This is a genomic window from Planctomycetota bacterium, from assembly GCA_033763975.1.
Classification (GTDB): Bacteria; Planctomycetota; Phycisphaerae; order Phycisphaerales; family UBA1924; genus RI-211.
Genome location: JANRJM010000013.1, coordinates 348,975 through 362,677, shown reverse-complemented (window position 1 = coordinate 362,677; position 13,703 = coordinate 348,975). Strand labels below are relative to the sequence as shown.

General features: G+C 73.0%; 11 protein-coding genes. 8 read left to right on the top strand and 3 right to left on the bottom strand.

What is annotated here, in order from left to right:
• Positions 1-8 precede the first annotated feature (8 nt).
• Positions 9-452: a 50S ribosomal protein L13 gene (rplM, locus tag SFY69_08805; protein ID MDX2132138.1), complete on the bottom strand. Its 444-nt coding sequence runs from the start codon at positions 450-452 to the stop codon at positions 9-11.
• A gap of 292 nt (positions 453-744) precedes the next feature.
• Between rplM and SFY69_08800 the strand changes: the two genes are divergently transcribed.
• Complete coding sequence (locus SFY69_08800) at positions 745-2,193, top strand: CPBP family glutamic-type intramembrane protease (GenBank protein ID MDX2132137.1); 1,449 nt, start codon at positions 745-747, stop codon at positions 2,191-2,193.
• 7 nt (positions 2,194-2,200) lie between these two features.
• Here SFY69_08800 and SFY69_08795 read toward each other — a convergent pair whose 3' ends face one another.
• On the bottom strand, positions 2,201-2,824 hold the full coding sequence (locus SFY69_08795; protein ID MDX2132136.1) for a NeuD/PglB/VioB family sugar acetyltransferase: 624 nt from the start codon (positions 2,822-2,824) through the stop codon (positions 2,201-2,203).
• A 64-nt stretch (positions 2,825-2,888) separates the two neighbouring features.
• Here SFY69_08795 and SFY69_08790 point away from each other — a divergent pair, with 64 nt between their 5' ends.
• The 7 genes from SFY69_08790 (at position 2,889) to SFY69_08760 (ending at position 12,433) form a co-directional block, all read left to right on the top strand.
• Positions 2,889-3,737, top strand: coding sequence for a menaquinone biosynthesis protein (locus SFY69_08790; GenBank protein MDX2132135.1), 849 nt, complete (start codon positions 2,889-2,891; stop codon positions 3,735-3,737).
• Entirely contained in the window at positions 3,722-4,972 is a 1,251-nt protein-coding gene (locus SFY69_08785; protein ID MDX2132134.1) for a S41 family peptidase, read from the top strand. The genes SFY69_08790 and SFY69_08785 overlap by 16 nt, the downstream gene beginning before the upstream one ends.
• 72 nt (positions 4,973-5,044) lie before the next feature.
• Complete coding sequence (locus SFY69_08780) at positions 5,045-6,049, top strand: DUF533 domain-containing protein (protein ID MDX2132133.1); 1,005 nt, start codon at positions 5,045-5,047, stop codon at positions 6,047-6,049.
• A gap of 62 nt (positions 6,050-6,111) precedes the next feature.
• Positions 6,112-7,467 (top strand): aminotransferase class V-fold PLP-dependent enzyme, encoded by a 1,356-nt coding sequence (locus SFY69_08775; GenBank protein ID MDX2132132.1) that lies wholly within the window; start codon positions 6,112-6,114, stop codon positions 7,465-7,467.
• Positions 7,468-7,566: 99 nt separating this feature from the next.
• Positions 7,567-10,539 (top strand): hypothetical protein, encoded by a 2,973-nt coding sequence (locus tag SFY69_08770; GenBank protein MDX2132131.1) that lies wholly within the window; start codon positions 7,567-7,569, stop codon positions 10,537-10,539.
• 134 nt (positions 10,540-10,673) lie between these two features.
• Positions 10,674-11,663: a phosphatidate cytidylyltransferase gene (locus tag SFY69_08765; protein ID MDX2132130.1), complete on the top strand. Its 990-nt coding sequence runs from the start codon at positions 10,674-10,676 to the stop codon at positions 11,661-11,663.
• 14 nt (positions 11,664-11,677) lie between these two features.
• Positions 11,678-12,433 carry a lysophospholipid acyltransferase family protein gene (locus SFY69_08760; protein MDX2132129.1) on the top strand — a complete coding sequence of 252 codons (756 nt, stop codon included), beginning with the start codon at positions 11,678-11,680 and terminating at the stop codon, positions 12,431-12,433.
• Here the strand turns inward: SFY69_08760 and SFY69_08755 are convergent.
• Entirely contained in the window at positions 12,375-13,703 is a 1,329-nt protein-coding gene (locus SFY69_08755) for a nuclear transport factor 2 family protein (protein ID MDX2132128.1), read from the bottom strand. The two genes, SFY69_08760 and SFY69_08755, sit on opposite strands and share 59 nt — an antisense overlap.

Sequence of the window (13,703 nt, the reverse complement as noted above, 5' to 3'; positions counted from 1 at the left end):
TTCACACTTCAGGCGTTCACCTTGAGTTCGCTGGGGCTGAGGTTGGCGAACTCGTGCTCGGCGCCGGCGGCGACGCGGAGGTTCTTCATCATGACGCGCGACAGGCGATTCTTGGGCAGCATGCGGCGGACGGCGTTCTGGATGAGCAGCTCGGGGGTGTGCTCGCGCAGGTGCCCGTACGAGCGGGCCTTGTGACCGCCGGGGTACTTGGTGTACCACATGTACACGCGCTGCTCGGCCTTGCGCCCGGTGAGGACCACCTTCGTCGCGTTCGTGACGATCACGCCCTCGCCGGTGTCGACGTGGGGGGTGTACTCGGGGCGGTGCTTGCCCATGAGGACCATGGCGATTTCGGCGGCGAGGCGGCCCAGGGGCACGCCTTCGGCGTCGACGATGCGCCAGGTCTTGGTCATTTCGCCGGTCTTGGCGAGGTAGGTTTGACGGCGGGACATCGAGAGCCTCCTCGGCGCTGCGGGGGGAAGTGCGACGGCAAGGCCGCCGACCGAACCCCGCGGGGCCGATCCAGATCGCCGCCTACCGGGCGGGGCGGGCCGCGTGCGAGTTCTCCGAACGCGCGGGCGGCAAACGTTGTCGCGGACTGTGGCGGCCATCCCTTGGCCGCTCAAACTCGGACAGGGGGGATGCTAGGCGGGCGAGATCGGCGCGACAAGCGGGTGCCGGCGGGGGTCGGAATCCGGGGGGGCGTGGCTTGCTGCGCGCGGGCGCGTGGCCGATGATGGCCCCATGGACCAGCACTCTGTTCGGACCCCGGACCCCGGCAATCGTACGTGGGCGCGGTGGGCGTGGGTGGCGTCGACGGTGCTCGTGCTGCTGGTCATCGGGCTGAACCAGGCGGAGCACTATCTATCGCCCCCGGCGCCCCAGACGCCCGCGGCGGAAGTGACGCCGCCGGGGCTCGATCCGGGGAGCATGGCGGCCCGTCTGTGGGTGAAGTTCGCCAACGCGTTGCCCATGCAGGCGTCGGATCGGGTGACGGCGATGCAGCAGGTCGACCAATCGGCCAAGACGCCCGTGGACATGTTCCGGGCGGCGGTCGCGGCGGGAGAAATCCAGGGCGAGGAGAAGGCGCTGGAGCGGCTGGACCAGTTGGATGAGCAGATCGGCGAAGGACACGAAGCGCACTTGGCGCCCGAGGGGCTGGCGGAGGACATCGAGCAGGCGCGGCGGGTCTACGCGGAGGGTGCGGCGGCGCTCGACGACACGGCGCGGCAGCGCCTGCTCGACCGGCACGGGTGGTTCGCGCGGCTGCTGCTGGTGCATGATGAGCCGGCGTCGAGCGCCGCCCGTGCGGACGTGGTCGGGGGCGGGCTGCTGCTGATCGCGGTGCTGGGCGGGTTCGGGTTGGCGGCGGTGTGCGCCATGCTGCTTGGGCTGGTGCTGTTCATCATTGCCATCGTGCGCCTGTCGAACGGGCAGGTGCGCAGGGCGTTCGTGCCGCCGGCGCCCGGGGGGAGCGTGTATCTCGAGATGCTGGCGGTGTTTGTGGGCGCGTTCCTGGTGTTCAAGGTGGGGATGGGCGTGGTGGTGTCGCTGGTGGCGGGCGCGGGCGATCCGCCGGCGTGGGCGATGACGGCGGCGCTGGCCGGGCAGTGGCTGCTGCTGCTGGTGCCGCTGTACCCGCTGCTGCGCGGGGTGACGTGGCGGGAGCACGCGACGCTGATCGGCTGGCACTCGGGACAGGGCGTGCTGCGCGAGATCGGCGCGGGCGTGGTGGGGTACCTGGCGGGCCTGCCGCTGCTGGGGGCGGCGCTGGTGGTGTCGATGGTGGTGGTGATCGTGCGGCAGTTCATCGCCGGGCCCGACGCCGAGCCGCCCAAGAACCCGATCGTGGAGATCATCGGCGGCGCGGGGACGGCCCAGTTGGTGCTGCTGTTCCTGCTCGCGACGGTGTGGGCGCCGCTGGCGGAGGAGCTCGTGTTCCGGGGGGCGCTGTACCGGCACCTGCGCTCGCGGGTGGGGGTGCTGGTGGCGGCGGCGGTGTCGGCGCTGGTGTTCGGCGTGATGCACGGGTACGACGTGCTGCTGCTGATGCCGGTGATCACCATCGGCTTCGTGTTCGCGCTGATGCGCGAATGGCGCGGCAGCCTGATCGGGCCGATCGTGGCGCACTCGCTGCACAACGCGACGATCATGACGCTCGTGCTGGTCGTGTTCGGGCAGTTGACGGACTGAGGGCGGATCACCGGGCGGGGGGCGTGACGGGGCGGGCGGGCACGCCCACGGCGATCACGCCGTCGGGCACGTCGCGCACGACGACGGCCCCGGCGCCGATCTTGCACCCCACGCCGATGCGGATGTTCGGGTTGACGCGCGCCCCCACGCCCACGAGCGTGTCGTGCCCGACGCGGACGTTCCCCGCGAGGACGGCCCCGGGCGCGACGTGCACGTTCTCGCCGATGACGCACTCGTGCTCGATGATCGCGCCGGTGTTGATGATCGCGTGGTCGAGGACCGAGGCGAGCGTGTGGACGACGGCGTGGGGCGCGATGAAGACGCCCCGCCCGAGGGACGCGGTGGGCGAGACGTACGCGGTGCGGTGCGTGATGCCGACGCTGCGCATGGCCGGCAGGCGCGTGAGCAGCGCCCGGCGCAGCGCGATGTCGCCCAGGCCGAGCATCGCGTGGGCGTCAAAGTCGGTCGTGAGGCGGGCGAAGGGCCCGAGGTGCTCGAACCCCAGGCGCGCGAGGCGGGCGTGGGGGTCGTCGTCGAAGAAACCCAGGATGGTGGCGGCGTCGCCGATGGACTCGGCGACGACCAGGGCGTGCCCGCCGCCGCCGATGAGCACGAGTTCGCGGTCGTCCATGGGCGCGAGCGTAGCAGAGGCACTGGGCACTGGGGAGGCGACAGCGGTGCTCATACCCTGCGGCATGGGTCCAGTCCGCGTCGCGTGCGTCCGGTACTTGAACACCGCCCCGCTGGTCGAGGGGCTTGACGGCGTGGACGGGCTGGAGCTCGTCCCGGCGGTGCCGTCGGGGATCGTCGACCTGCTGGCGTCCGGCGAGGCGGACATCGGGCTGGCGTCGGTGGTAGATGCGGTGCGATCGGACGTGCCGCTGCGCCTGCTGGCGAGCGGGATGATCGGGTGCGACGGGCCGACGCTGACGGTGCGGGTGTTCTCGAGCGTGCCGTGGGGCGAGGTGCGGACGCTGCACGCCGACACCGACAGCCACACGTCGGTGGTGCTGGCGCGGGTGCTGCTCGACGCGCTGTACGGGCGCCGGGTGGACGTGGCGGCGTTCGACGCGCGCGAGCGGGTGCAGCGCGGCGGCGGCGCGGCCCAGGTCGCGGAAACGCTGGATGACAGTTGGCCCGCGACGGTGCTGCTGATCGGCGACAAGGTGGCGACCGACCCGCCCCCGGCCGCGCGGTACCCGCACCAGTTGGATCTGGGCGAGGCGTGGAAGGCGTGGACGGGGCTGGGGTTTGTGTACGCGGCGTGGATGTGCCGCGCGGCGGAGGCGAACGACGAGCGGATCCGGATGGCGGCGGCGCTGCTGGATCGTCAGCGACGGCGGAACCTGGCGCGACTGGGGTGGATCGTCGCGCGACGCGCGCCCCTGGCGCGCTGGGATGAGGCTCTGGCGGCGCGGTACCTGGGCGACCTGCTGCGGTACGACCTCGACGAGCGGGCGCGCGCGGGGCTGGCGAGGTTCCTGCGCGAGGCGTACGCGCGGGGCATCATCGAGAAGGACGAGGCGTCGTGGGCGGGGGTCTGACGATGCGCGGGGCGTGGTGGCGGGCGGCGGCGTGGGTGTGCGCGCTGGTGGCGTGCGCGGTGGCGTCGACGGCCGCGCGGGCGCAGGAGATCGACGCCGCGGCGAAGAACGAGGTGCTGCACGCCCTGACCGAGCACCTCGCGCGCCAGGCGTACGTGGGGGGCGTGGACTTTCGGCGGTGGCCCGAGTATCTGGAGGCAAGCCGCGATGCGATCGACCGGGCGCCCAACGCGACGGCGTTCGCCATCCAGGTGGGGCGGGCGCTGGGCCGGTTCGGCATCAGCCACGTGGCGCTCATCCCGCCCGAGGCCGCGTCGACGATGCGACGGACCATCCGCATCGGGATCGGGGCCGAGGTGCGGCCTGCGCAGGGCGGGCTGCGCGTGCTGGGGCTGAGCCCAGAGTCCGCGGCGGGTGAGCGGGGCCTGCAGCCGGGCGATGTCATTACGCATGTGGACGGCGAGCGCGCGACCACGCCCGAGGCGCTCGAGGGCGACAGCGGCTCGGTCGCGGTGCTGCGCGTGCGCAAACTGAGCGGCGAGACGCGCGAGATCCGCGTGGAGCGCGTGCTGACCGAGCGGCGCCAGCCCGCGGAGTACCGCGAGTTGAGCGAGCGGACGGCGCTCATCCGGATCCCGACGTTCAACCAGGGCTACGACCCGTTCGAGATCGAGGAACTGGTGGCGCGCGCGTTCTGGAAGCCGGGGCTGGTGATCGATCTGCGGGGCAACGGCGGGGGGAAGGTCTCGAACCTGCTGCACCTGATGTCGCTGCTGGCGCCCGAGGGCGAGGCGTTCGGGACACCCGTGACGAACGAACTGGCGGCGCGGTTCGTCGAGGCGACGGGGGGAGACCCGTCGGACGCGCGGGCGGTGGCGGCGTGGTCGACGGACCACCTGCGCGTGCCGCCGAACGAAAGCGCGCCGTACCCGGGGCGATTGGGCGTGCTGATCGATGGCGGGTCGGCGAGCGCGTCGGAGGTGACGAGCGCGGCCTTACGCGACCTGCGCGGGGCGGTGCTCGTGGGGCGGACGAGCGCGGGGGCGCTGCTCGTGTCGCGGTACCTGCCCCTGCCGCACGGGTTCGTCGTGCAGGTCCCGGTGTCGGACTACATCACGCGGGGCGGGGAGCGCCCGGAGGGCGTGGGGGTGAAGCCCGACATCGAGGTGGAGCGGCCTGCGCGGGGCGAGGACGCGGCCGCCGCGGCGGTGATGCGGGCGCTCGAAGGCGTGTAGGCTGCAACCGGCGGCGGGAAACCTCCAACGAGGGGTTCGGGCGGCGGGTGACGCCGACGGAGGAGTTCGACGATGAGCGACGACATGGTGATGACGACGGGCGAGCGCGAGGCGGTGCTGGCGATCGCGCTGCTGGCGGCGATGGCGGACGGGAGCAAATCCGACGCCGAACGCGAGCGCGTGAAGGCGACGCTCGACGGGCTGGCGCCGTCGGAGCTCGACCTGGCGGGCGTGTACGAGCGGGCGCTGACGAAGCGGACGACCGCGGCGCGCGAGGCGTCGGCGCTGCGGACCCCGGCGGTGCGCCGGGCGGCGTACGAGATGGCGGTCGCGGTCTGCGACGCCGACGACACGACCTCGCGCGACGAGGGGACGTTCCTGGACGAGTTGGCGCGGGCGCTGGAGATTCCCGCGGCGGACGCGGGGGCGATCCGGCGTGCCGCGGAGAACGCCGCGAGCGCTGATGTGCGGACGCCCGCGGCCTTGCCCGTGCCGGTGACGCCCGTGCCGGCGGCGTCCGCGCCGGGGGCCGACCCGGTGCGGCGCGAGGTGGATTCGACGATCATGACGCACGCGGTACTGTGCGGCGCGCTGGAACTGCTGCCGCAGGGCCTGGCGAGCGCCGCGATCATCCCCATCCAGATGAAGATGGTGTACTCGATCGGGTCGAAGTACGGCTACTCGCTGGATCGCGGGCACATCACGGACTTCCTGGCGACGGTGGGCGTGGGCGCGACGTCGCAGATCGTCGAGGGGTACGCGCGCAAGATCGTCGGCGGATTTCTCGAGCGTGCGGCGAAGAGCATGCTGGGCGGGTCGGTGGGCGGGTGGGTCGGCTCGCTCGCGCCGGGGGCTTTGGGCGTGGGGATGAGCTTCGCGACGACGTACGCGCTCGGGCGTGTGGCGGCCCAGTACTACGCGGGCGGGCGGACCTTCGGGGCGATCGACCTGCGGGGGCTGTTCGGGCGCGAGTTGACGACGGCCAAGCAGGCGTACGCGTCGCACCTGCCGCAGATCCGCGAGCAGGCGTCGAAGCTCAACCCGGCGACGGTGCTGTCGTCGCTGGGCGTGGCGTAGGCCCGGCCGCGGTGGTATCGAGAGGCATTGCGGCGGGGCGGGGCATGTGAGAGGATGGCGCGATGCCGACCCCGCCCACGCTCGACGAGATCCGCTCGCAGTTCCCCGCGCTCGACGCCGGGACGGTGTACCTGGACAACGCGGGCGGGTCGCAGCTGCCCCGCTGCGTGATCGCGCAGGCGGCGCGCTGCCTGCGCGAGACGTACGCGCAGCTCGGGGGCGACTACGCCCCGTCGCTGGCGGCGTCGCAGAACCTGCGCCGGGCGCACGAGGTCGCGAAGGTCTTCGTGCACGCCTCGCCCCGGGAGTTTGCGCCCGCGGAGGAGACCAGCGGGAGCGTGATCATCGGGCATTCGAGCACGGCGTTGTGCCACCTGCTTGCGTCGTGCTACGCGTCCGCCGCGGACCGGGCGCGCCAGGCGGCGGCGGGGAGCGGGGCGTCGCGCCCGGTGCGCGACGAGGTGATCGTCGCGACCGCGGGGCACGAGGCGAACATCGGCCCGTGGCTGCGCCTGGCGGAGCGCGGCTGGAAGGTGACGCTCTGGCCGACGGAGATCGATGATGAGGGGCTGTGGCGCCCGCGCGTGGGGACGCTGGAGCGGCTGATTTCGGCGCGGACGCGGGTCGTCGCGTTCCCGCAGGTGTCGAACATCCTCGGGCAGGTGTGGGACGTGGCCGAGGTGTGCGAGGTGGTGCGCCGGCACGGCGCGCGCAGCGTGGTGGATGGCGTGGCGTTCGCGCCGCACGCCGCCCCGGACGTGCGGGCATACCGCTGCGATTGGTACGTCTACTCGTCGTACAAGGTCATGGGCCCGCACGCGGGCGTGCTGTACGGCTCGCACGAGGCGCTGGCGGAGCTCGACGGGCCCAACCACGAGTTCATCCCGCGCCACGACGTGCCCCGCGTCTACGAGGTGGGCGGGGTGGCGCACGAGGCGTGCGCGATGATCCTGGGGCTGTGGGAGTACGCGTGCTACATCGCGCGCCGGGACCCCTCGCAGGCGATCGAGCGCGAGGTCTTCGAGCGGGCGTTCGCGTACCTGGGTCGCCTCGAGCACGACCTCACCCGCCGCCTGCTCGACGGGCTCTCGACGGTGCCCCGCGTGCGCCTTGTGGGGTCGCCCGTCGCCGACGCCCGGCGGGTGAGCACGGTGAGCTTCACCGCGGCGGGCGCGACGTCGGCGTCGGTGGCGCGCTCGGCGAACCTGCGCGGGATCGGCATCCGCTTCGGCAGCTTCTACTCGCGCCGCCTGGCGATCGAGCTGGGCATCGACCCCGACGACGGCGTGGTCCGCATCAGCCCGCTGCACTACACGAGCCCGGGGGAGGTCGACCTCGCGCTCGACCATGTGCAGCGCGTGCTGTCCGCGGCGCCGGTGTCGCCGGGTGCGGCGACGAGCGTGACGACGCCGCGGTAGGCGAGGTTCGACCGCACGGCGTGGTGTTGACGCACCGACCGGGCGGGAGGTAGCGTGAGCGGGGCGAACGGGCGGACATCGCGAAGGGGGGCCGTAGGCATGCGCATGCTGGTGGCGATGGGCGTGGTGGTTGGGGCGGGGGTGGCGCTGGCGCAGTCGGATGTGCGGTGCGTGCCGCTGCCGGTGACGCCGACGGACGCGGCGCTGGACACGTCGCGGGGGGCGCTGGCGGTGGTGGACGGCGCGTCGATCACGCTGTTCCCCAAGGCGTTCCTCGATTCGGCGGCGGGCGCGACGGCGGTGGGGCCGGTGCGTCTGGACGGCAAGCCCCGGTGCGTGACGTTCGTCGCGCGTCCGGAGGGCGACGTGTTCGTCGTGGGGCTCGGCGAGCGCAGCTCCATGGTGGTGCTGGACGCGCAGACGCTGAAGGAGAAGGCGCCGGCCCTGGCGCTGCCGGGCGAGCAGGGCGTGACGGATCTGTCAACGCCCACGGCCGACGGGACCTTCTATGCGAGCGCGCGGCTTACGGACGGCAGCGCGAGCCTGGCGCGGGTGAACGGGCGCACGCTCCGCGTCGAGTCGCTGGTGCAGGCGGACAACTACCTGGGTGATTCGGCGATCGAAGCGTCCGCCGACGGCGCGTGGGTGTTCGCGTGGCGTGCCTCTGACACAACGCCGAACCCGACGGCGCTGCGCCTGGCGCCCGGCGAGGGCGAGCACGCGTGGCGGCTGAGCACGCAGCGACCGGAGCGGCGGGAGCGCGAGCCGGAGGGCGTGCCGGTGGTGGACGGCTGGGGGCAGTTCGTCGGCGCGGGAACGACCCTGTACGACGGGCAGTTGCAGGCGCCGGCGGGCGTGCTGCCGGGGCGTGCGGCGGCGGCCTTCCGCGATCGGCCGCTGGTTATCTGCGTGCAGGACGCGGTGGCGACGGCGGTTTCGGCGAACACGATGGAGACGCTCGGGCAGGCCGCGCTCCCCGCGGCGTGCGGGTGGGGAAGCGTTGAAGGGGGGCGTCGGCGTGGCTCGTCGGGGCAGGCGCGTGTGCTGGGGTTCGCGGACGCGTCGAACGATCGGGTGATTCTGGTGCAGGGGGCGAACGCGAGGGTCGTGCCGCTGGCGGCGATGAACGCGGCGAAGAAGGAGCCCGTGCTGGGCGTAGCGGTGGGCCCGACGGGATCGCTGGTGGCGGGGAAGGCGGCGACGATCGCGCTGACGCGCGCGGACGCGTCGGTGAAGGTGGAACTCACGGGCGCGCCGGAGGGCATGACGCTGTCGGGGTCGCAGATCCGCTGGACGCCCGGGCTGGACCAGGTGGGAGACCATGCGGTCACGCTGACGCTGCGCGCGGGCGCGGGTGTCCGGACACAGCAGTTCGAAGCCCGCGTGGTGCGTGACGGCGTGGACCTGCCGTTCGTGGCCAAGGCCGTGGCAATCAGCCCCGACGGCAGGCGGGCGGTGGCGTGGCGGTTCGAGCAGGACCACGGGCGGCGGGACGGGCCTTCGTCGCGCCTGTGCGTGGTGGACCTTGTCGCCCGGAAGGTGCTGGCGGAGACGTCGTTCGTGCAGGGGATCACGGCGGCGAGCGTGGACGGGACGTACGTGTACGTGGCGTTCAACGAGGGGAACGTGGTCGCGGCGCTCGACCTCGCGAACCTTGGGGAAAAGCACCGCGTGTTTCTCAAGCACGACGCGCGGACGATCACGCCGGTGGACGGGCGACTGGTGTTCGTCGAGGGCAACGGGCAGAGCACGGTGCTCGCGACGCCGGGGTTCGTCGAGGCCAAGGCCGGCGAACTCCCGCCCGGCGTGAGGCGGGAAGCCGATCACATGCGACGGTTCGGCCGGTTGGGCGAACAACTCGTGCGGCTGCCGGGCGGCTGGCTGTACGAGGGGGTGGTGTACGACGAGTCGATGAAGACGCCACGCCTGCTGACGAGCCTTGGTCGCGGCGGGGTGGTGCTGAGCGGCGAAGGACAGCGCGGCGGCCTGGGCGCGGAGTACGTGCCGGCGGCGTGGGGCCGGCGCGTCTCGGGCACGCAGATCTCGCTGCCCAACGGCGCGTCGAGCGTGGGCGGCAACTTCCAGGCGCAGGGGTCGGTGTTGCTAACCACCCGACCGGTCGTGGCATCGCTCGTGCTGGACCGGGCCGACGGATCAGGCCGCACCAAGGACCGCACGGTCCAGATCGTGCTGCGTGAACTGCTCACCGGCGCCGCGGGCCAGTCGCCGATCGTGCTGTCGAAGGAGGACCTGGGCCCCTTGAGCGGGTACGAGTCGCCTTCGTACGGCGGGTCCGTGATCGCGGCGGCGGGCGACCGGGTTGTCGCCATCGATCGGTCGCGGCTGTACGACGTGACCGTGACAGATGCGCAGTGCACCCACGCGGCCCCGCCGCTGGAGATCGTGCCCACGCAGAGCGCGTTCGTGCTCGGCAAGGACGGCGAGACACTCCTGCGGCATGAGACGCGCGGCGGGACGGCGCCGGTGGAGTTCGAGCTGCTCGGGGGCTATTCCTGGATGACGCTGGACTCGGCGAGCGGGACGATCCGCGTGGACAACCGTGCCGCGTTCGACCAGGCATCGCAGCAGGTGAAGTCGCAGATCGGCTACGCGGGGGGCATGGTCCCGATGCCCGAGGGGTCCGGGCGGATGGTCGATGAACGTCGCCGGCGGATCGACGAACTCGCCGGGCAGAACGCGGCGTTGTTCACGGCGGTGTCGGGCAAGTCGCCGGCGGGGATACCCGTCGTCGTGCAGGTGTCGCTCGCGGCGAAGGACCGTTCGTCGCAGACGGCGGGGATCGCGTACCAGGTGTTCATCGACGTGCCGGTCGAGCCGGTGCTCGCGCAGCTCGCCAAGGACCAGGAGGAGCAGCAGCGCCGGGAACTCGCGCAGCGGGCCGAATGGGAGGCGCGCGCGAAGGAGGAGCAGGCCCGGGCCGCGGCGGCGTCGGCGCCGGCGGCGGACGCGGGGCGCATCCAGGCGCTGGAGGATCGTGTGCGCGCGCTGGAGGCGAAGATCGACCTGCTGATGCAACTGCTGAAGGACAAGCCCGGCGCGACGCCTCGCTGACGCGCGATCCAAACTGATCGCCCGGCGCGGGCGTTCTTCGCCGGTACAGTGTGCGTCGGGCGGCGCGCCCGAGCTGCGGCGCGCCGCTGGGCGGGCGTGCCCCGGGGGCGTGGGGCCAGAGGAGCGGACGACGCGTGGAGCACCTGTTCTCGGCGCGCGGGGCATTCGACCACGTGGTGACGCGCTGGTGTCTGGGCGTGGTGGCGGGGGCGCTGCTGTTTACCCCCCTCGCGATCGTGACATTCCGCGGGATGGGCAAGATGTCGCCCCGCACGCGCGCGGACGTCTGGACGCGGTACCGCACGTGGCTGGTGATCGCGCCGGGCGCGCTCGTGCCGATCCTGGCGTGCGCGGCGACGGCGATGGGCCTGGTGCTGGTGCTCTCGCTGCTGTGCTTCCGCGAGTTCGCGCGGGCGACGGGGCTGTTCCGCGACCGGCTGCTCTCGGGCGCGGTGGCGTGCGCGATCGTCGCGACGGTCTTCGCGTGCGCGGACAACTGGTACGGGCTGTTCGTGGCGGTGCCGCCCCTCACGGTGGTGCTGATCGCGGGGCTGGGCGTGCTGGAGGACCGGCCCGAGGGGTACCTGCAGCGGGTCTCGCTGGCGTGCATGGCGTATCTGCTCTTCGGGGCGGGGCTGGCGCACCTGGCCTTCCTGGCGAACGACGCGGACTTCCGGCCCATCCTGTGCGCGCTCGTGCTGTGCGTGCAGGGCGGGGACATCCTGGCGTACGTCTGCGGGAAGCTGTTCGGCCGGCGCCGGGTCTTCCCGAACACCAGCCCGCGCAAGACGCTCGGCGGGCATCTGGGCGCGCTGCTGGCGGTGGCGCCGACGTTCGCCTTCCTGGCGCACCTGATCTGGCCCAACACGCCCCTGGACCGCACGGTGCTGCTGCTGGCGCTGGGGCTGCTGGTGGGGGCGGGTGCGCAGCTGGGCGACCTCGTGCTGAGCTCGATCAAGCGGGACCTGGGCGTCAAGGACCTCGCGACGAGCCTGCCCGGGCACGGCGGGTTCACCGACCGCTGCAACTCGCTTCTGCTCGTGGCGCCGGCGGCGTTCCACATGATCAACACGTTCGTCGACCTGGGCGCAGGACGCGCGGCGCGTGTCTTCACGTCGCACTAGGCTCATCGTCGTTCATGACGAAGCGCTGGACCTACTCGCCCGCGTCGGATCTCATGCTCCCGCCCGAGGAGCGCTGGCGGAGCGTGCGCCGCGAGCAGGGGCTGTTCTCGTGGCTTGGGCACCGGGCCAGCCTGGGCGTGCTGCGCGCGTACTTCGGGGTGTGCCACCGTCTGCGGGTGATCGGGGCCGAGCACCTCCCGCTCGCCCCGCCCTTCGTGGTGATCTCGAACCACGCCAGCCACCTCGACTCGCTGGCGCTCGCGTGCGTGCTGCCCCGCACGGCCCGGTCGTTCGCGTTCCCCATCGCCGCGGGCGATGCCTTCTTCAACAGCGTCCTCCTGAGTGCGCTCTCGGCCACGTTCATCAACGCGGTGCCGCTGTGGCGAAAGAAAGTGACGACGCACGCGATGGCCGATCTTCGCACGCGCCTGCTGGAAGGTCGCAGCGGGTTCATCCTGTTCCCCGAGGGCTCGCGCACGCGCGACGGGGGCGTGCAGGCCTTCCGGGCCGGGCTGGGGATGCTCGTCGCGGGCACGGGCGTGCCGGTGGTGCCGTGCTACATCGACGGGGCGTTCAGCGCGATGCCGCCGGGATCGCGCGTGCCGCGCCCGCGACGCCTCACGATCATCGTTGGCCCCGCGCTGCGGTTCGACGACGTGCCCGACGAGCGCGAGGGGTGGACGCGGATCGCCGAGCAGACGCGGGCGCGGGTCATGGCGCTGGCGGGGGCGTGCGGGGCGGATCGGCCGGAGCCTGCGCGCCCCGGATGAGCCCGACCACCTGTTCGGCGAGGGCGTTGGGCACGGGGATGCTGAGGTTGTACTGCGCGATGCGCCACCGCCGCTCGCCTCGGTCGTCGGTGCGGACGAGCACGCCCGAGCCGCGGCACGTGCCGAGCTTGGCGTTCTGCAGCATCTCGTCGAACCACGCGGTATCGCCCGAGGGCGAGACGGAGATGCGCCGGGCGGTGGCGACGTAGGTCCACGCGCTCTCGCGCTGGAAGTAGGGCAGGGCGAACGCGCGGAACTGGGGAAGCGTCCAGCGTTCGGTCGCGTCGGTGCCCAGGAAGACCGCGTCGGGCGCGAAGTGCTCGAAGTAGCGGACCTCGTCGGCCTTGGCGGCGGCGTCGTGGAAGTCGGTCAGCACGCCGTCCACGGCGCGCCGGGCGAGTTCGTGCGGGGCGATGACGCCCCGGCGCGATGGGCGCCTGGACTCGAGCGCGTCGTGCAGCGTGGGGCCGTCGAGGGCGAGCACGTGGGCCTGCCCCTCGAGCACGCGCAGGTCGCAGGACGCGCCGACCTCGCGCAGGCGTGCCGCCGCACGGCGGGCCTGGGGCAGCCAGAACTCCGCGTCGTCGGCGCCGACGAAGATCGTGACGGGCACGGTGCGCAGGCGATCAAGGCGGAGCAGGACGTCGTCGTTCGCGGGGGCCCCGGGCAGCACGGTGAGCGAGGCGAAGCGCCCGGGGTCTTCGGTCGCGGCGGTGAACGCGGCGAGCCCGCCCGCGCTCACGCCGGCGAGGTGCGCCAGGCCGTTCTCCCACCGGGTGATCGTCGCGACGTGGTCGAGCAGTTCGGCGAGCAGGCGGGGCTCGTCGGCCCAGGCGGCGCGGGCGGGAGCCGCGGGGCTGAGGAGGATCCACGAGCGACGGAACGCGTCGCCGCTCCAGTACAACTGCACGCCCCGGCGGACCATGGCCTCGTCGCCCTTGCCCGGGGGCAGCGCGACGACCATGGGCGACGGGCGGCGTTCGTCGGGCGACGTGGGCAGGCGGAGCAGAAAGCGGACGGTGCGCCCGTCGCGCGCGGTGAACTCGCGGAACTCGAGCGGGGCATCGGGCGGCGGGGGCGCGGGGTCCGACGGCGCGGGCGGTGTTGGCACGGGCGGCGCGGGGTCCGACGGCGCGGGCGACGCCGGTGGCTCAGAATCAGGCTGCGTGCGGGGCGTGATGCCCTGTGCCGCAACGATGGGCGAAAGGCACACGAGCGCGGCGAGCGGAACGAGCGGACCGATGAACGACGAGCGGCGGGCACGCGTCAT